The sequence below is a fragment of the Pseudomonas syringae group sp. J309-1 genome (genome assembly GCF_032582135.1).
Taxonomy (GTDB): domain Bacteria; phylum Pseudomonadota; class Gammaproteobacteria; order Pseudomonadales; family Pseudomonadaceae; genus Aquipseudomonas; species Aquipseudomonas quasicaspiana.
The window spans coordinates 55,680-74,458 of sequence record NZ_JAWHNU010000009.1 but is presented as its reverse complement, the minus strand read 5'-3'; the positions used below and the strand labels follow the sequence as shown (position 1 = coordinate 74,458).

At 58.4% G+C, this 18,779-nt stretch carries 17 protein-coding genes; 10 read left to right on the top strand and 7 right to left on the bottom strand.

Annotated elements, in window-relative coordinates; genetic code table 11:
• Positions 1-46: 46 nt before the first annotated feature.
• Positions 47-811 carry a transporter substrate-binding domain-containing protein gene (locus RX972_RS07615; RefSeq protein WP_027899500.1) on the bottom strand — a complete coding sequence of 255 codons (765 nt, stop codon included), beginning with the start codon at positions 809-811 and terminating at the stop codon, positions 47-49.
• Between the two features lie 617 nt (positions 812-1,428).
• Here RX972_RS07615 and gabP point away from each other — a divergent pair.
• Positions 1,429-2,820: a GABA permease gene (gene gabP / locus RX972_RS07610; RefSeq protein WP_027899499.1), complete on the top strand. Its 1,392-nt coding sequence runs from the start codon at positions 1,429-1,431 to the stop codon at positions 2,818-2,820.
• 173 nt (positions 2,821-2,993) lie between these two features.
• Here the strand turns inward: gabP and RX972_RS07605 are convergent, their stop codons facing one another.
• Together RX972_RS07605 and RX972_RS07600 are read right to left on the bottom strand one after the other, a co-directional pair.
• Complete coding sequence (locus tag RX972_RS07605; RefSeq protein WP_316873874.1) at positions 2,994-3,413, bottom strand: DUF3010 family protein; 420 nt, start codon at positions 3,411-3,413, stop codon at positions 2,994-2,996.
• Positions 3,414-3,473: 60 nt separating this feature from the next.
• Positions 3,474-3,884: a lysozyme inhibitor LprI family protein gene (locus RX972_RS07600; protein WP_095101055.1), complete on the bottom strand. Its 411-nt coding sequence runs from the start codon at positions 3,882-3,884 to the stop codon at positions 3,474-3,476.
• Between the two features lie 243 nt (positions 3,885-4,127).
• Between RX972_RS07600 and RX972_RS07595 the strand changes: the two genes are divergently transcribed.
• The 9 genes from RX972_RS07595 to RX972_RS07555 all read left to right on the top strand — a co-directional run bounded on the left by RX972_RS07595 (position 4,128) and on the right by RX972_RS07555 (position 14,520).
• Entirely contained in the window at positions 4,128-5,105 is a 978-nt protein-coding gene (locus RX972_RS07595) for a dipeptidase (RefSeq protein ID WP_316873762.1), read from the top strand.
• 91 nt (positions 5,106-5,196) lie between these two features.
• Positions 5,197-5,727 (top strand): DUF5943 domain-containing protein, encoded by a 531-nt coding sequence (locus tag RX972_RS07590; protein ID WP_027899495.1) that lies wholly within the window; start codon positions 5,197-5,199, stop codon positions 5,725-5,727.
• A gap of 15 nt (positions 5,728-5,742) precedes the next feature.
• Positions 5,743-7,803 (top strand): dimethylglycine demethylation protein DgcA, encoded by a 2,061-nt coding sequence (gene dgcA, locus RX972_RS07585; RefSeq protein WP_027899494.1) that lies wholly within the window; start codon positions 5,743-5,745, stop codon positions 7,801-7,803.
• Between the two features lie 371 nt (positions 7,804-8,174).
• Positions 8,175-10,121 (top strand): dimethylglycine demethylation protein DgcB, encoded by a 1,947-nt coding sequence (dgcB, locus tag RX972_RS07580; protein ID WP_316873759.1) that lies wholly within the window; start codon positions 8,175-8,177, stop codon positions 10,119-10,121.
• A complete protein-coding gene (locus RX972_RS07575) occupies positions 10,121-11,341 on the top strand; it encodes an electron transfer flavoprotein subunit alpha/FixB family protein (RefSeq protein WP_122706866.1) in 1,221 nt (406 codons plus the stop codon). The genes dgcB and RX972_RS07575 overlap by 1 nt, the downstream gene beginning before the upstream one ends.
• Positions 11,331-12,137 (top strand): electron transfer flavoprotein subunit beta, encoded by an 807-nt coding sequence (locus RX972_RS07570; RefSeq protein ID WP_122706864.1) that lies wholly within the window; start codon positions 11,331-11,333, stop codon positions 12,135-12,137. Before RX972_RS07575 ends, RX972_RS07570 begins: the two co-directional genes overlap by 11 nt.
• 380 nt (positions 12,138-12,517) lie before the next feature.
• Positions 12,518-13,651, top strand: coding sequence for a PepSY-associated TM helix domain-containing protein (locus tag RX972_RS07565; protein ID WP_099268496.1), 1,134 nt, complete (start codon positions 12,518-12,520; stop codon positions 13,649-13,651).
• Positions 13,648-13,824, top strand: coding sequence for a hypothetical protein (locus RX972_RS07560; protein ID WP_049826841.1), 177 nt, complete (start codon positions 13,648-13,650; stop codon positions 13,822-13,824). The genes RX972_RS07565 and RX972_RS07560 overlap by 4 nt, the downstream gene beginning before the upstream one ends.
• 66 nt (positions 13,825-13,890) lie before the next feature.
• The gene (locus RX972_RS07555; RefSeq protein WP_027899486.1) at positions 13,891-14,520 is read left to right on the top strand and encodes a glutathione S-transferase; all 630 of its coding nucleotides are present in this window, start codon (positions 13,891-13,893) and stop codon (positions 14,518-14,520) included.
• Between the two features lie 189 nt (positions 14,521-14,709).
• Here the strand turns inward: RX972_RS07555 and RX972_RS07550 are convergent, their stop codons facing one another.
• From RX972_RS07550 to pqqC, 4 genes are read right to left on the bottom strand one after another with little or no spacing between them, the layout of a single operon-like run.
• Positions 14,710-16,554 carry a S9 family peptidase gene (locus RX972_RS07550; protein WP_316873753.1) on the bottom strand — a complete coding sequence of 615 codons (1,845 nt, stop codon included), beginning with the start codon at positions 16,552-16,554 and terminating at the stop codon, positions 14,710-14,712.
• On the bottom strand, positions 16,520-17,707 hold the full coding sequence (gene pqqE / locus RX972_RS07545; RefSeq protein WP_316873752.1) for a pyrroloquinoline quinone biosynthesis protein PqqE: 1,188 nt from the start codon (positions 17,705-17,707) through the stop codon (positions 16,520-16,522). The genes RX972_RS07550 and pqqE overlap by 35 nt, the downstream gene beginning before the upstream one ends.
• A complete protein-coding gene (gene pqqD, locus RX972_RS07540) occupies positions 17,679-17,954 on the bottom strand; it encodes a pyrroloquinoline quinone biosynthesis peptide chaperone PqqD (RefSeq protein ID WP_027899483.1) in 276 nt (91 codons plus the stop codon). The genes pqqE and pqqD overlap by 29 nt, the downstream gene beginning before the upstream one ends.
• A complete protein-coding gene (gene pqqC, locus RX972_RS07535) occupies positions 17,951-18,706 on the bottom strand; it encodes a pyrroloquinoline-quinone synthase PqqC (RefSeq protein ID WP_099268493.1) in 756 nt (251 codons plus the stop codon). The genes pqqD and pqqC overlap by 4 nt, the downstream gene beginning before the upstream one ends.
• Positions 18,707-18,779: the final 73 nt, after the last annotated feature.

Here is an 18,779-nt window from a genome sequence, read left to right as displayed (position 1 = left end):
GAGCGCAGAAAAATATTAATACGTAAGTGTTAGCAGGCGCTTTGGATCACAGAATGCTGAACGGGAAGTACTTGTCGTTGATCTTCTTGTAGGTGCCGTCTTCGATGATTTCCTTGATCGCCAGATTGAGTCGGGCGCGCAGCGGGTCGTTCAGACGCACGGCAATACCGATCTTGTCATTGTCCAGAACAGGATCGCCTTTGAACTCGAAGCTTGCGCCGGGCTGGCCCTTGAGCCATTCGTAACTGGCGTATTTGTCGGCGAGGACCGCGTCCACATGCCCTTCGGCAAGATCCGTGAAGGCACTTTCCTGAGTGTCGTAAAGCTTCAGGGTGATATCCATGCCCAGGTTTTCCTGCAGCCAGGACGCCGAAAGCGTCGACGCCTGCGCACCGATGGTCTTGCCCAGCAGCGAATCGCGAATGGAGTCCTTGTCGGTTTTGAGCTCGGTGCCTTTTGGCGCCACAAACTGCAATTTGCTGGAGTAGTACGGCGCGGTGAAGTCCACCTGCTCGGCGCGTTCTTTGGTAATCGACATGGATGAAATCAGGAAATCGAATTTGTTGTCATTGAGCGCCGGGATGATGCCTTCCCATTCGGTGGTGACCACTTCGCACTCGACTTTCATTTTTGCGCACAGTGCGTGTCCGATTTCCACATCAAAGCCCACTGCCTGCCCGCTGGCATCCTTCCCGTTGAACGGTGGATAAGCGCCTTCGACGCCGAATTTCATCTTCTCCACCGCAAAAGCGCTGGTCGTCAGGGCCAGAGTGGCGGCTGCGACCAGCAGGAATTTTTTATACATCTGCATGGGTGTTGCTCCGTTGCAATTGCGGGACTTATTGGGCGGCTGTGAAGACGACTGTTGTTGGACATGAGTTACCGCAAAATGTCGCTGTCGGCCTGAAGCATTTGTTAAGCCATGTATCGGCGAGGTCAGCACTCGCGCATCAATACACGATGTCCTTATGAAACCAGCCCCCTGTGGAAGCGAATTTATTCGCCAAGCGGTCTTTCAGGAAATGCATCGGCGTCTGATGCAGCGCATTCGCGAATGAATTCGCTCCCGCGGATATTTATGTGCAGGCCTCAAGAGAGCCATCAACTGCCTGAGCCGTCCTGCTGATTTGTGCTTCTTTCTCGATTCCAATGCCGGGCACCCTGATAGTGCGTACGTGAACGCTCTGTGTATTTTTGGTGCGTTTTTCTTGCTCAAGGCTGTGCACATCGGTAACAAAACATGTCACTGGCTAGCTGAAACGATTCTTCTCGCCGTTAATCCGACTGCTCTAGCACTAACGTTTCCGTAAGCGACGTCGTTTTTGAGTCATTCTGGCGCAGAATTTGCGTAAAGAATAAAAAACGCCCCGTTTCTTTCCTTTTACGAAAACGGTTGGGCAGTCGCTCCGCACGCAAAGGTAGTTTTTAATGAGCAGCATCCCTAACGCTTCAGAGCTCGATCAGGGGCTCAAACCTCGGCACATCACCATGTTGTCCATCGCTGGTGTCATTGGTGCCGGTCTGTTTGTGGGTTCGGGCCACGCAATTGCCGAAGCGGGCCCGGCGGTACTGCTGGCTTACGCCGCTGCCGGTACGTTGGTGGTTCTGGTCATGCGCATGCTGGCCGAGATGGCTGTTGCGGCACCGGATACCGGGTCTTTCTCGACGTATGCCGATCGCGCGATCGGGCATTGGGCCGGTTTTACCATCGGCTGGCTGTACTGGTGGTTCTGGGTCCTGGTGATTCCACTGGAGGCCAACGCCGCCGCTACCATCCTTCACGCGTGGTTCCCGAACATTGCCATCTGGGTGTTCACGCTGGTCATCACCTTGCTGCTCACTGTGACCAACCTGTTCAGCGTGAAGAACTACGGCGAGTTCGAGTTCTGGTTCGCGTTGATCAAAGTGCTGGCAATCATCGGCTTTGTAGTACTGGGTGTCGCGGCTATCTTTGGCCTGCTGCCCAACAGCCAGGTGAGCGGCGTCAGCCATCTGTTCGATACCCAAGGCTTTTTGCCTAATGGTATGGGCGCTGTGCTGGCTGCGATGCTGACCACCATGTTCTCGTTCATGGGCACCGAAATCGTCACCATCGCTGCGGCTGAATCGAAGAACCCGGAAAAGCAGATCACCAAGGCCACCAACTCGGTGATCTGGCGGATCTGCCTGTTCTATCTGGTGTCGATCTTTATCGTGGTCTCGCTGGTACCGTGGAATGACCCGCGTCTGGCTGAAGTGGGCTCCTATCAGACCGTGCTGGACATGATGGGCATTCCAAACGCCAAGCTGATTGTGGACATCGTGGTGCTGATCGCGGTCACAAGCTGCCTGAACTCGGCGCTGTACACCGCTTCGCGCATGCTGTTCTCGTTGGGTAAGCGCGGCGATGCCCCGGCGGTATCCACGCGTACCAGCAAAAGCGGTACGCCTTACTGGGCGGTCATTCTGTCTACTGCGGCCGCGTTCCTGACCGTGTTCGCCAACTACGTGGCTCCGGCTGCCGTATTCGAGTTCCTGCTTGCCAGTTCCGGCGCAATCGCGCTGTTGGTGTACCTGGTGATCGCGGTTTCCCAACTGCGCATGCGCCAGAAGAGCATTGCTGCAGGTGAAACCCTGTCGTTCCGCATGTGGCTGTTCCCGTACCTGACTTGGTTGGTGATCGTGTTCATCATCGGCGTGCTGGGCATCATGCTGGTTCAGGAGTCACATCGCGTGGAGATCATCGCGACCGGCTTGCTGAGTATTCTGGTGATTGCAACCGGCGTCCTGGTTTCCCGTCGTCGCAAAGGCGAAAGGGCTGGCAAGGCTGTGTTGAATTGATGGACTGACTCAGAACTGTAAAAAAGGTATCGCGTTGCAAACACTGACCTGTGGGAGCGGTGCTTGCCCGCGATAAGGGCGACTCGGTTTACTTTAGATCGCGTCGCCTTCATCGCGGGCAAGCACCGCTCCCACATAAACCTCATCCTGTCTGCAAGGTCATGCGGTGCCTGCTACTTACTCTTCATCAACCCAGAACACGCCGCTTTGTAAGCTTCATGCTGATACTTGTTCAGCGAAGCAGGCAGGTCGAAGTTATGTTTCTTGTTCTGCGCATTGATGGTTTGTGGCGACAACAAGGTTACTTCGCAATCGCGTAGTAACTGGAAAACCGTTTCGATTTTGAACGTCGGCGGACCACCTGCAAACTCGCCTTTTTTGCTGCGCTTCTTGATAACCACATGACTGATGCCGTTTTCACGCACAAAGCTGGCGATCTGGGTCGCGAAGGTTTTGACGTTGGCAGACTCGTCATCGTCTTCGAGTGCCAGCTTCTTGGTCGCCAGCGGCAAGTGTTCGAGGCCACCTTGCTGGCGGGTCGCCAATGCAAAAATAGCCTCACTGCCTTTGATTTCTACACCACAGATGATCATGAATGAGCCTTTACGTAACTGCCTGGATAAAAAGGCAGACACCATAGCTCATTCAGGTGTTCATTCCTGCGCGATGGATTCCAGATACTCGGAGCGCTCATCGCTGGTGCGCGCCAGGCAATCGTTCTGGGCGATGTTGAACGCTTTACTACCAGCCGCCGCCGGGAAGACTTCCACTGCGCAATCGGCGTCGCGAAGCTTCTCCCAGGCTAGCTGGGCAGTCTTGAGTTTTTCGGCGAAGGCGTTGGCCTGGGACTTGTTCGCGCCGAACTGGGTGTTAACCCGCTGCAACAGGTTCTGGAAGTTCTCTTTCAGCAATTCCTCGGCCGTGTCGCGGCTGTACTTGGAGCACTCGAGGGTTTGTTGGTCTTCTTCGACACCGTCGCATGGCGAGACATCAGGGTTTTGTGCTGCATGAGCGCCCGCGATGCCGGTCGCTAAAAGAACCAAAGCCAGGAAAACCTTGTTCATCGAGTCTCTCCACTCCATTTGATGAGCTGGATTCTGGCCTAAGCGCGGCCTAAAGAACAGTTTGGCGAGATACGCGTCCACAGCGTCCTGTCGCCCTTTGTTGTTTCTTGACGCTTTCGGCAAACCCCCTGTCGTTTTTGCACCCGGCTCGGCCGACCCTCAGGCATATGCTGGCCTCAATAGCGTCGGCATACGATTCGGCGCGCCAGTACCTAATCAGCACTTATATAAAGGGACAGCCTGATGAGCCCAGCCGAATTACACGCCGACAGCATCGTTATTGACGGGCTGATCATCGCCAAGTGGAACCGCGAGCTGTTTGAAGACATGCGCAAAGGCGGTCTGACCATGGCCAACTGCACCGTGTCGGTGTGGGAAGGTTTCCAGGCGACTATCGACAGCATCTGCAGAAGCCAGAAGCTGATGCGCGAAAACAGCGACCTGGTGATGCCGGTACGTACCACCGCCGACATCCGCAAGGCGAAAGAACTGGGCAAGACCGGCATCCTCTTCGGCTTCCAGAACGCGCATGCCTATGAAGACCAGATCGGCTATGTCGAGATCTTCAAACAGCTCGGCGTGGGCATCGTGCAGATGTGCTACAACACCCAGAATCTGGTGGGCACCGGCTGCTACGAGCGTGATGGCGGGCTGTCGGGTTTCGGCCGCGAAATCGTCGCTGAAATGAACCGGGTCGGCGTTATGTGCGACTTGTCCCACGTCGGTTCCAAGACTTCAGAAGAAGTCATCCTCGAATCGAAAAAACCGGTCTGCTACTCCCACTGCCTGCCGTCCGGTCTTAAAGAGCACCCGCGCAACAAGTCCGACGAAGAACTCAAGTTCATCGCCGATCACGGCGGTTTCGTCGGCGTAACCATGTTTGCGCCGTTCCTCGCCAAAGGCATTGAGTCGACCATCGACGATTACGCCGAAGCTATCGAATACACCATGAACATCGTCGGCGAAGACGCCATCGGTATCGGCACCGACTTCACTCAGGGGCACGGCCAGGACTTTTTCGAATACCTGACCCACGACAAGGGCTACGCCCGCCGCCTGACCAGCTTCGGCAAGATCATCAACCCGCTGGGTATCCGCACGGTTGGCGAGTTCCCGAACCTGACCGAGACCTTGCTCAAACGCGGCCACTCCGAGCGTGTGGTGCGCAAGATCATGGGCGAGAACTGGGTCAACGTGCTCAAGGATGTCTGGGGCGAGTAACCCCCGATCACGAGCAAAACCTTTACCGAATTGATCACCCCGCTGCCATTTCGCGCAGTGGGCGTACCCCGAACATCTGGAGTTTGACCCCATGGCTAAAATCGCCCCGCAACTGCCTATCGAAGTCGACAGCGAAACCGGCGTCTGGACCTCTGATGCGTTGCCGATGCTGTACGTGCCGCGCCACTTTTTCGTCAACAACCACATGGGCATTGAAGAAGTACTGGGCGCTGATGCCTACGCTGACATTCTCTACAAGGCGGGCTACAAATCCGCCTGGCACTGGTGCGAGAAAGAAGCTGAATGCCACGGTCTGGAAGGCGTTGCAGTATTCGAACACTACATGAAGCGTCTGTCGCAGCGTGGCTGGGGGCTGTTCAAGATTCAAGACATCGACCTGGAGAAAGGCACCGCCAGTGTCAAGCTTGAGCACTCCTGCTTTGTGTACGTCTACGGCAAAGTCGGTCGCAAGGTTGATTACATGTTCACCGGTTGGTTTGCCGGCGCCATGGATCAGATTCTCGCCGCAGCAGGCAGCCCGATTCGTACGGTCGCCGAGCAGGTTTACGGCGGTTCGGAAGAAGGCCATGACGACGGCCTGTTCATCGTCAAACCGTTGTAAGTAGAGGATCGTGTCATGGCTTTCGAAGCGATGTTTCAGCCTATCCAGATAGGCAAACTCACGATCCGTAATCGGGTATTGAGCACCGCGCATGCCGAGGTCTACGCCACCGATGGCGGCATGACCACCGACCGCTATGTGAAGTACTACGAGGAAAAAGCCAAGGGCGGTATCGGCCTGGCGATTTGTGGTGGTTCATCCAGCGTCGCTATCGACAGTCCGCAAAGCTGGTGGAAGTCGGTCAACCTGGCGACCGACAAGATCATCCCGCACTTCCAGAATCTCGCGGACGCCATGCACAAGCACGGCGCCAAGATCATGATCCAGATTACCCACATGGGCCGTCGCTCCCGCTGGGACGGCGACCATTGGCCGACGTTGCTGTCGCCTTCGGGCATCCGCGAGCCAGTGCACCGTGCGACGTGCAAGACCATCGAGCCGGAAGAAATCTGGCGCGTGATCGGCAACTACGCCAGCGCTGCGGCGCGGGCCAAGGCCGGTGGCCTGGACGGTGTCGAACTGTCAGCCGTGCACCAGCACATGATCGACCAGTTCTGGAGCCCGCGGGTTAACAAGCGAACGGACGAGTGGGGCGGCAGCTTCGAAAACCGCATGCGTTTTGGCCTGGAAGTGATCAAGGCGGTGCGCAAGGAGGTCGGTCCTGACTTCTGCGTCGGCCTGCGCATCTGTGGTGACGAATTCCACCCGGATGGCCTCAGCCACGAAGACATGAAGGAGATCGCCAAGTACTACGACCAGACCGGCATGATCGACTTCATCGGCGTCGTCGGCTCGGGCTGTGATACCCACAACACCCTGGCCAACGTTATTCCGAACATGAGTTACCCACCGGAGCCGTTCCTGCATCTGGCGGCCGGTATCAAGGAAGTGGTCAAGGCACCGGTGCTGCACGCGCAGAACATCAAGGACCCGAATCAGGCTACGCGGATTCTTGAAGGTGGTTACGTCGACATGGTCGGCATGACCCGCGCGCACATCGCTGACCCGCACCTGATCACCAAGATCAAGATGGGCCAGATTGACCAGATCAAACAGTGCGTCGGTGCCAACTATTGCATCGACCGCCAATACCAGGGCCTCGACGTTCTGTGTATTCAGAACGCCGCGACCTCTCGTGAATACATGGGCGTGCCGCACATCATCGAAAAATCTACCGGGCCGAAACGCAAGGTGGTGATCGTCGGTGCCGGGCCTGCGGGGATGGAAGCTGCACGGGTTTCGGCCGAGCGAGGCCATGACGTGACGCTTTTCGAGAAGAAAGAATTCATCGGCGGGCAAATCACTACCGCATCGAAAGCCCCGCAGCGTGACCAGATTGCAGGCATCACTCGCTGGTTCCAGCTGGAGCTGGCGCGTTTGAAAGTCGATCTGCGCCTGGGTACGGCGGCTGATCCGGCAACCATCATGGATCTGCGTCCGGACATCGTCGTCCTGGCGGTGGGCGGTCATCCTTTTCTGGAGCAAAACGAACATTGGGGCGCGGCTGAAGGTTTGGTGGTCAGCAGTTGGGACATCCTCGACGGCAAGGTCGCGCCGGGCAAGAACGTGCTGGTCTACGACACCATCTGTGAATTCACCGGGATGTCGACGGCTGACTTCCTGGCCGATAAAGGCAGCCAGGTGGAGATCGTCACTGACGACATCAAGCCGGGCGTTGCCATTGGCGGCACGTCGTTCCCGACGTACTACCGCAGCATGTATCCGAAAGAAGTGATCATGACCGGCGACATGATGCTGGAGAAGGTCTACCGCGAAGGCGACAAGCTGGTGGCTGTACTGGAAAACGAATACACCGGTGCCAAAGAAGAGCGGGTGGTGGATCAGGTGGTCGTCGAGAACGGCGTGCGCCCGGACGAAGAGCTGTATTACGCGTTGAAAGCAGATTCGCGCAACAAGGGCCAGATCGACATCGAAGCGCTGTTCGCTATTCAGCCGCAACCGTGTCTGAGCGAACCTGGTGATGGATACCTGTTGTTCCGTATCGGTGACTGCGTGGCACAGCGCAACACCCATGCGGCGATTTATGACGGGCTTCGGCTTTGTAAGGATTTCTGAGGTTAGACGCCTACCCCTGTGGGAGCCGAGCTTGCTCGCGATGAACGATGACGCAGTTGCCTTGATGAACCGCGGCGCCCTTATCGCGGGCAAGCCCAGCTCCCACAGAAGATTGAGTGCCTCGCTCCAACAGGAAACACCGAATTCCTTGTAGGAGCCGAGCTTGCTCGCGATGAACGATGACGCGGTTGGCCAGATGAACCGCAGCGCCCTTATCGCGGGCAAGCCCGGCTCCCACAGAAAACACCGAATTTCCCTGTAGGAGCGCGCTTGCCCGCGATAAACGATGACTCGGTTCGCCTGATACACCGCATCGTCATTATCGCGGGCAAGCGCGCTCCTACGGGCCGCATGAGCCGTAGGAGCTTCACATGCTGAACACACTGCTTCCCATCTTGCTGTTCGCTGCTCTGGGCCTTGCTGTCCTGGGGGCTGTGCGGCGGGTGAATATGTGGCGCAACGGCCGAGCCTCTAAAGTCGACCTGCTCGGCGGATTGTTGGCCATGCCCAAGCGTTACATGGTCGATCTGCACCATGTCGTGGCCCGGGACAAATACATCGCCAACACCCACGTCGCGACGGCGCTGGGCTTTGTGCTGTCGGCATTGCTCGCGATCGTCGTACACGGCTTTGGCCTGCACAGCCGCATCCTCGGTTATGCCCTACTGCTGGCCTCGACCCTGATGTTCATCGGCGCGATCTTCATGTTCCTGCGCCGCCGTAACCCACCGGCTCGCCTGTCGAAAGGCCCGTGGATGCGCCTGCCGAAAAGCCTTATGGCGTTTTCCGTCAGCTTCTTCCTGGTCACGCTGCCGGTGGCGGGGATTCTCCCGCAGGACTTCGGCGGCTGGGTGTTGGTCGCGCTACTAGGCCTGGGATGCCTGTGGGGCGTGTCGGAAATGTTCTTCGGTATGACCTGGGGCGGCCCGATGAAGCACGCCTTTGCCGGCGCGTTGCATCTGGCCTGGCACCGTCGCGCCGAACGCTTTGGCGGTGGTCGCTCAACCGGCCTCAAACCCCTGGACCTCAACGACAAAACCGCGCCACTCGGCGTAGAAAAACCCAAGGATTTCACCTGGAACCAACTGCTGGGTTTTGACGCCTGCGTGCAATGCGGCAAGTGTGAAGCCGCGTGTCCGGCGTTCGCAGCCGGTCAGCCGTTGAACCCGAAAAAACTGATTCAGGACATGGTGGTGGGTCTGGCTGGCGGCACTGACGCCAAGTTCGCCGGCAGCCCTTATCCCGGCAAAGAGATCGGCCTGCACGGCGGCAACCCGCTTCAGCCCATCGTCAACGGCCTGGTGGATGCTGAAACCTTATGGTCCTGCACCACCTGCCGCGCCTGCGTCGAAGAATGCCCGATGATGATTGAGCACGTGGACGCCATCGTCGACATGCGCCGCCACCTGACCCTGGAAAAAGGCGCGACGCCGAACAAAGGCGCTGAAGTGCTGGAAAACCTGATCGCCACCGATAACCCCGGCGGCTTCGCACCGGGCGGGCGGATGAACTGGGCGGCGGATTTGAACCTCAATCTGCTCTCCGACAAAAAAGCTGTCGACGTCCTGTTCTGGGTGGGCGACGGCGCTTTCGACATGCGCAACCAACGTACTTTGCGCGCCTTTGTCAAAGTCCTGAAAGCGGCCAAAGTCGACTTCGCGGTGCTGGGTCTTGAAGAGCGGGACAGCGGCGATGTGGCCCGGCGTCTCGGTGACGAAGCGACCTTCCAGATGCTCGCCAGACGCAACATTCAGACGCTGAACAAATACAGTTTCAAACGCATCGTCACCTGCGATCCGCACAGCTTCCATGTGCTGAAAAACGAATACGGCGCGTTCGATGGCAATTACCTCGTGCAACACCACAGCACTTACATGGCTGAGTTGATTCAAGGTGGCGCGCTGAATCTGGGCCAGCACAAGGGCTCCAGCGTGACCTATCACGACCCGTGTTATCTGGGCCGCTACAACGGCGAGTACGAAGCGCCGCGTGATGTGTTGCGCGCGCTGGGTATCGAGGTCAAGGAAATGCAGCGTTCCGGTTTCCGCTCCCGTTGCTGCGGTGGCGGTGGCGGCGCGCCCATTACGGATATTCCTGGCAAACAACGTATCCCCGACATGCGCATGGACGACATCCGCGAAACCGGTGCTGAACTGGTGGCTGTCGGTTGCCCGCAATGCACCGCGATGCTCGAAGGCGTGGTCGAGCCGCGGCCGCTGATCAAAGACATTGCCGAACTGGTGGCTGACGCACTGGTGGAAGAAGTTATCCCCAGCAAGCCCGCGCCGACTAAACGTGAACCCGCGGAGGTGCACTGATGAGCGACATTATCCGTCGTGATCCTCGCGCTGAATGGATCGCCCGTAACCGTCTGCATCCGCTGCATGCTGCGATGCAACCGGCACAAACCAGCTGGATGGGGCCTAACGGCCTGATGCGCAAGAACGTGCACGGCCTTGGATTTATCGGTCCCAACGGCATCAAGCGAATCGACCGCAGTGGCGCGCAGCAAGGTGGGGCGGTGAAACGCTCGGCCGCAGCTGAAGTGCAGTTGCCGCTGCATCAAGTGCCGCAGCCAGCCTTCTATATATGCGTTGTGCCGGATATGGTCGGCGGGCGTTTGAGCGCTCACGACCGCGACCTTTTGGGCCTGGCTCATCAGCTTGCTGGTCAGAATGGCGCGGTACTGGCGGTGGTGTTTGGTGAGCACAAAGAGAGTGCATTCGCGACGGCAGGCGTGGATCGCTTGCTGGTTCTGGAGGGTAGCGAGTTCAGCGGTTACTCACCGGAGCAGCGCGTCCAGGGCCTGCGGGCTGTGGATAACCAGTTCAACCCACGTCACTGGCTGTTGCCGGACAGTCGTAGCGGTGGTGGCGAATTGGGCCGTCGCTTCGCAGCAAGTCTGGGCGAGCGTCCGGCCACACGTGTCTGGCAGGTCAAGGATGAACAATGCATCGGTCGCGCCGGTGCGGGTCAGGAAGATATCTCAAGACCATTGGCGCGCTTGATCCTCGCTGCTGCGGAGTGTGCTGAACCGGTCAGCGAAACCCGCCATGAAGTATTGCCTGTTGAGTTATCCACAAGCGTGGCGCGCAGCCTGCCGCGGATTGAAGACCTTGGCGCTGTCGCTGTCGACCCGGCCATGATTCCGATGGCGGAAGCGGAGTTCATCTTCTCCGGCGGTAATGGCGTCAAGGACTGGGATTTGTTCCATCGCACAGCAGCAGCGCTTGGCGCGACCGAAGGTGCATCTCGGGTGGCTGTGGACGATGGCTTCATGGGCCGTGATCGACAGGTCGGCGCGAGCGGCACCTGGGTCACGGCAAGGGTTTATGTGGCGGTAGGCATTTCCGGCGCAATCCAGCACCTGCAAGGCATTGGTGCTTGCGACAAAGTCGTGGCAATCAACCTTGATCCCGGCTGCGACATGATCAAACGCGCTGACCTTTCTGTGATCGGCGACAGCGCGGCAATTCTCAAGGCGCTGATCGACGCGGTGGAAACCCATCGTCATGGAGCAAAACAAGATGCGGCCTGAACCAACTGCTTCCTCTGTGGATAACGCTGCGACGCACGTCATCAGCCTGGTCTCCATCGGCGCGCACCCGACATCCGGCCGCGCACGGCGGGCCGAGCAGGATGCCCGCGCCGTCGAGTTAGGCTTGCAACTGGCTGGGGATAACTTACACGTGCTGCATGCGGGGAACCCCGAAGAGCCTGCGCTGCGAGCCTATCTGGGCATGGGCCTGGACGAGTTGCATGTGCTGGAGCAACCGGAAAACGCTGACGCATTACCTGCGCTGACGGATTACATCCGAGAATCTGGCGTGCAAGTGGTGCTCACTGGAAGCCAGGCAGAAACCGGCGAGGGCTCTGGCATGTTGCCATTTCTGCTGGCGGAAAAGCTGGGTTGGCCGCTCGTAGTGGGATTGGCGCAAGTGGAGTCACTGGATAACGGCAGTGCTCTGGTGCTTCAGGCATTACCTCGTGGTCAGCGTCGGCGCTTGAAAGTACGGCTGCCGTTTCTGGCGACTGTGGATAACGCTGCGCCCAAGCCCCGGCAAAGCGCTTACGGTCCTGCGCAACGCGGCACACTTGCAGCCGAACAGGTGGAAATCATTAGCGATGAACTGCTCGGCGGCTCGGTCCTGCAACCGGCCAAACCCCGGCCCAAACGCCTTAAAGTCATCAAGGCCAAAAGCGGCGCAGACCGCATGAAAGCCGCAACGGCCAAAGCCAGCGGTGGCGGCGGGCAAGTGCTCAAAGGCGTGACGCCAGAGGCGGGGGCTGAGGCGATTCTGAAGTTGCTTATTGAAGAGGGTGTGGTTCGTTAAAGGCTTTTGATTTCTGTAGTTGCGGCCCCGTCGTTCAGACGCCGCGCTGTCGCGCAGCAAACGGGTGAGCTGTAGGAGCGCGCTTGCCCGCGATTCGGTCTGTCAGTCGATGAATCTATCGCCTGTGCTGACGCTATCGCGGGCAAGCGCGCTCCTACAGGTTTGCAGATTCCCGGACTCAGGCCACGAATTGCATCGCCTACACGGCATACCCTCCTGACAAAGTTTTGCCAAAGGATTTCATCCGACAGCCAGCATTTGCCAGTAATCAATGGCTCTGACACAATCGCGAATCGTTCTTGTTATTTCATGTTGTACTGAAGGGCCGCTGCTGATCAGCGGCCTTTTTGTTTTGGATAAAGGTTTTCGAGAAGAACAGCATGAAAAGCCAAACCGTGCGCCGCTGGTCCTTCGTCCATACCTGGACGAGCCTGATCTGTACCTTGTTTCTGTTGATGTTGGCGCTGACCGGGTTGCCACTGGTGTTCAGTCACGAAATTGATCACCTGCTGGGCAATTCACCTGAGTTCAAGGAAATGCCAGCCGACACGCCGCACTTGAACCTGCAACAACTGGTCGAAGCTGCCGAGGCCCATCGTCCCGGTGAGGTCATGCAGTACTTCGGTTGGGAGGACGACGAGCCGAACGGTGTCTGGGCGATCATGGCCAAAACAGCGGGCACCGAACCCAACGACTCGCACTCTTTCATGCTCGATTCGCGCACCGGCGAAGCCATGGAAACGCCGTCTGCCAATGGCGGTTTCATGATGGTCATGTTGCGCCTGCATGTGGATATGTATGCAGGGCTGCCGGGGAAGTTGCTGCTGGCATTCATGGGCCTGATGTTCGTGCTGGCGATTATTTCCGGGACAGTGCTGTACGCACCGTTCATGCGCAAACTCAAATTCGCCACGGTGCGCGCCGACAAATCAACGCGCATGCGCTGGCTTGATCTGCACAACCTGATTGGCGTCGTGACCCTGACCTGGGCACTGGTGGTAGGGGTGACCGGAGTGATCAGCGCCTGCGCCGACCTGTTGATCGCGTCGTGGCGCAACGACACGCTAGCCGAGATGATCGAACCTTATCGCGGTGCGCCGCCGCTGACTCAACTTGCCCCCGCAACGCGTCTGGTGGAGATCGCCGAATCCGCCGCGCCGGGCATGCAGATCGACTTCGTTGCTTTCCCCGGAACGCGCTTCTCCAGCGAACACCATTACGGGGTGTTCATGAAAGGTAATACGCATTTAACGGCGCACCTCATGACACCGGTGCTGATTGATGCGCAAACCCTGGATGTCACGGCGGTGGTCGAACGGCCCTGGTACATGGATGCGCTGGGCATGTCTCAGCCGCTGCACTTTGGGGATTACGGCGGCATGCCAATGAAAGTGCTGTGGGCGGCGCTTGATGTGCTGACGATTATTGTCCTGAGCAGCGGGCTGTATTTGTGGTGGGTGCGCAGAAAGGTTGCACGTCCAATCCATGTGTCGCCACAAGAGACGCTGCAATGAAGCGTTCCACATTCTGGAAGACCTTTGCCGCGCCGGGAGTGATTGCCTTGCTGACCGGGCTGGGGCTTTTCGCTGCGCTGCTGGGTGATGGCTGGTGGGATGCACTGGCCTGGCTGGGCATGGGCGTCGCAGCAGTGTTCAGCATCAGAGGCTTGCTGGCTCGCAAGTCCTGAAAGCAGATATTGCGGACCACCGTGGCGCTGGCTAGTCTGAGGGACTGTCTTATTCGAGGAACCTCCATGTCTGCGCCGACCATGACGTTGTACTACAACGCAGCTTCGCCGTTTGCCCGCAAGGTAATGCTGGTACTGCATGAAACGGGACAGCTGGACAGGGTGACACTTCAGCCCACCACGCTTTCGCCTGTCGCCCCGGTTGAAGAACTGAACAACGATAACCCCGCTGGCAAGCTTCCCGCGCTACGGTTGGCGGATGGCAACGTCATTCATGACAGCAGGGTCATCCTCGATTATCTCGATCACCAGCATGTCGGCATTGCGCTGATTCCGCGCGAGGGCTCGGCGCGCTGGAGGCGTTTGACCCTGGCTTCTCTGGCCGACGCTTTGCTGGATGCGGCGTTGCTGATTCGATACGAGCAAGCGCTACGTCCGGCGGAAAAGCACTGGGACACCTGGCTCGATAATCAGCAGGAAAAGGTCGAGCGCAGCCTGGCTTACTTCGAGCAGGAAGCGATCACCGAGCTCAGCTCGGCGTTTGATGTGGCCTCCATTAGCGTCGCTGCAGCGTTGGGCTACCTCGACTTCCGCCAGCCGGACCTGGCCTGGCGCAATCGCTATCCGCGTCTGGCCAACTGGTATTTCGAGGTCAGTCAGAGACCGTCGATGCAGGCTACACAGCCTTCGGTTTGAGGCACAGATATTCGCGCAGCAAACACTTAACCCTGTGGGAGCGGTGCTTGGTCTGGGCGGCATTCCGACGATAGGAGCGACGCAGATACAAGGTCAATCGCGTCCAGCCTTATCGCGGGCAAGCACCGCTCCCACAGGACTGCGTTCCAATTCAATTAGTCGCGTTGCCTGACAAGCCAAGTGTAATGATCACCCATCAATCACCTTGCGATAAAACGCCCACTCCTTCGTCAACGCATCTGCCTGGTTGACCGCCTTGCGGAAGCCGTGGTGTTCGTCGGCGTAAAAATGCCCTTCAGCCACAACACCTCGGGATTTAAGGGCCATCAGCATAGCGCGGGTCTGTTCGGGGACGACCACTGCGTCGAGCTCGCCCTGGAAGAAAATCACCGGCACCTGGATCTCGGCGGCGTGGAGCAGTGGCGTGCGGGCGTGATAGCGGTCGATGTCCTCTTCAGGGTCACCGATCAGCCAATCCAGATAATCGCTCTCGAATTTATGCGTGGCTTTTGCCAGTGCCAGTGGGTCGCTGACGCCGTACAAGCTTGCACCGGCGCGGAAGACTTTCTTGAAGGCCAGTGCGCACAGGGTTGTATAGCCCCCGGCACTGCCGCCACGAATAAACGCCTGATCCGGATTGATCAGCCCGCGTCCCGCCAGGTGCGCAACGACTGCACAGGCGTCCTCCACATCGGCCACGCCCCAGTTCAGGTGCAGGCTATGGCGATATTCCCGGCCATAACCGGTGCTGCCGCGGTAGTTGAGGTCGGCCACGGCAAAGCCGCGTTGGGTCCAGTACTGGATTTTCGGGTCAAGGACCGGGTAGCAGGCTGAGGTTGGCCCGCCGTGGACGAATACCACCAGCGGTGGCGTGCCGACGGCGTTCATGGCCGGATAGAAATAACCGTGCGCTTCGCCATCGCCGCTTTTGTAGCGCAGGGTTTCTGGACGGCTGATTTGCTCAGGCGGCAGGGGCGCGACGCCTCCGGCCAGGACCTGCACGCTATGATCTTTGCGACTGATCGCCAGCACCGCCGAAGGGCAGGTGGCTGAAGCCGCGACGCAATAAACATATTGATCGTCGAGCGCCAGGCTTCGGAAGCGGCTGTACTCGCCACTGAAGTCTTGCAGCGTGCCGTGGGAATCACGCATCCCCAACACGCCTGTCCCGTTTTCCGACCAGGTGCCGAGGTAAGCGCCGTGAGGTAACGGCAACCAACTGCGCCCGCCCAATTGCCAAGGCGCTGGCGCATGATCGGCATCGGATGCCTTGAGATGGGTCAGGCCGAATGAGCCTTCTACGCAAGGCTGCCAGAAACCGCCCTGATCGCTCAGGCAATACAAACGCCCCGTGGCGTCGAAACGCGCTTGCTGAATGGACTCTTCATCGCGATCGCCCGCCAGGCAGCGCGGCTCGGACCAACCGCCTGCAGCCTGACGTTTGCTGCTCATCAACAATGTGCTGGTCCAGGGCTGGTGCGGCTTTTGCCATTCAATCCAGGCCAGGCGCTGACCGTCAGGACTGAGGGTAGGAGACGCATAGAAATCCGCCCCGCGCGCCAGCACCAGACGTTTGCCATTGGCGACGTCAATGCTGACCAATTGATGGAATTCTTTATCTTCTTCGACGGCCAGAATCTGCCCGTTGGCAAATACCAGATCGCCGTAGCGTTTTTTGCCGGTGGTGATGGCTTCGGGCAGACCTTCGCCCTCGAACTCATCAAACACCAGTGGCTGGTGATAGAGCTGCTGATCGCTTTCGTTGACGAACACCAGGCCATCTTCGGTCAGGCAGAAAGAACCGCCGCCGTACTCATAGACCCGGCTGCGCACGCTGAAGCCATCGGGGGTCAGGCAGGTCGTGTTGCCTTCAAACCAGCGCCAGATACGGCACGCGCCATCCTCAGGCCGGTATTCATTCCAGAACAGCCCCAACGGGCTGACAGCCAACTCGGCGAAATCAACGCCGGCGGCGACCGCCTGGGCTGCAGTAAACGTTTCAGGATTTGGCGATGAGGCGCGAGTTTCTGTCATTGCGAAAGGCCAACTGCTCAATGGTTTGAGTCGCATATTCGGCTTCTTTTCGAGCCTGCACAATCATCCCGTGATGAGGTGATTTACTGCACACCGGATCGGCATTGGCGGCATCACCGGTGAGCATGAATGCCTGGCAACGACAGCCGCCGAAATCCTTCTCTTTTTCGTCACATGAGCGACACGGCTCGGGCATCCAGTCGTAACCACGGAAGCGATTGAAACCGAATGAGTCGTACCAGATGTGTTGCATCGTATGGTCGCGAACGTTGGGGAACTGCACCGGCATTTGCCGCGCGCCATGACAGGGTAGGGCGGTGCCATCCGGGGTCACGGTGAGGAAGATGTTGCCCCAGCCGTTCATGCAGGCTTTTGGGCGTTCTTCGTAGTAATCAGGGGTGACGAAGATCAACTTGCACGGATGATTCTCGGCAGCCAGCTTGTCGCGGTATTCGTTCGTGACCCGCTCGGCGCGAACCAGCTGATCCTTGGTGGGCAGCAAGCCCTGGCGGTTCAGGTGCGCCCAGCCGTAGAACTGACACGTCGCCAGCTCGACGAAATCTGCTTCGAGAGCGATACACAACTCGATGATTTTATCGATCTTGTCGATGTTGTGCCGGTGGGTCACGAAGTTAAGCACCATCGGATAGCCGTGCTTCTTGACCGCACGGGCCATCTCCAGCTTCTGCGCGAAGGCTTTTTTCGAGCCTGCGAGCATGTTGTTCACTTGCTCGTCACTGGCCTGGAAACTGATCTGAATGTGATCGAGCCCAGCTTCCTTGAAATCGATGATTTTTTGCTCGGTGAGACCGATGCCCGATGTAATCAGATTGGTGTAATAACCCAGACGACGGGCTTCGCGGATCAGCTCCGCCAGGTCCTGACGCACCAGCGGTTCGCCGCCGGAGAAACCAATCTGCGCCGCGCCCATATCCCGCGCTTCAGCCATGACCTTGAACCACTGTTCGGTGGTCAACTCCTGGCCTTGTTTGGCAAAGTCCAACGGGTTCGAGCAATACGGACATTGCAGCGGGCAGCGATACGTCAGCTCGGCCAGCAGCCAGAGCGGCAAACCGACTGCGGGCTTGGGCGGAATCTTGATGGCTGACTCGACCGGGGTCGACTCAGGCAAGTTCGATCCAGTGTTCGCCACGGGCGACCTCCATGAATTGCTCCACATCGCTGCCGAGCTCGGGAAAGCCCGGGAACTGTTCGTTCAGGGCTTCAATGATCGCCGCCACGCTGCGCTGACCGTCGATCAAACCACCAATAGCGCTGGCGCTTTCATTGAGTTTGATCATGCCTTCCGGGTAGAGCAGCACGTGGCCGTTCTGGGCCGGTTCGAACTGGTAGCGGTAGCCCCGGCGCCAGCTCGGGACTTGTTGTCGATCAAAGCTCATAGGGCAATCCCCTTATGCCAGACCCGTTGGTCGGTCACGCTGTGATAAGGCGGGCGGTTCAGCTCGTAAGCCATGCTCATGGCGTCCAGCATGCTCCACAAAATGTCGAGTTTGAACTGCAGGATTTCCAGCATGCGCTGCTGGCCTTCATAAGTCGTGTAGTGCTGCAGGGTGATCGTCAGGCCGTGTTCCACATCGCGACGCGCCTGACCCAGCCGGGTTCGGAAATACTCGTAGCCGGCTGGATCGATCCACGGGTAATGCTGTGGCCAGCTGTCCAGACGCGACTGGTGGATCTGCGGGGCGAACAGCTCTGTCAGCGAGCTGCTGGCCGCTTCCTGCCAGTTGGCGCGGCGAGCGAAGTTGACGTAGGCGTCCACGGCGAAGCGTACGCCGGGGAGGACCAGCTCCTGCGAGCGCAGCTGATCCGGATCCAGACCAACGGCTTGTCCCAAACGCAGCCAGGCTTCAATACCGCCGTCTTCGCCGGGTGCACCGTCGTGATCCAGCAGGCGCTGAATCCACTCACGACGAATTTCACGATCCGGGCAATTGGCCAGAATGGCCGCGTCCTTGAGCGGGATGTTCACTTGATAGTAGAAACGGTTGGCGACCCAGCCCTGAATCTGTTCGCGGGTCGCACGGCCTTCGTACATCGCCACGTGGTACGGGTGATGAATGTGGTAATACGCGCCTTTGGCACGCAAAGCCTGTTCGAATTCAGCGGGGGACAGCGGCGTTGCTTCGCTCATTTCAGCTCCTGTAAACAACACATCTCTTTTCTGAATGACTTGCCCTCTGTAGGAGCTAACTTGTTGGCGAGGC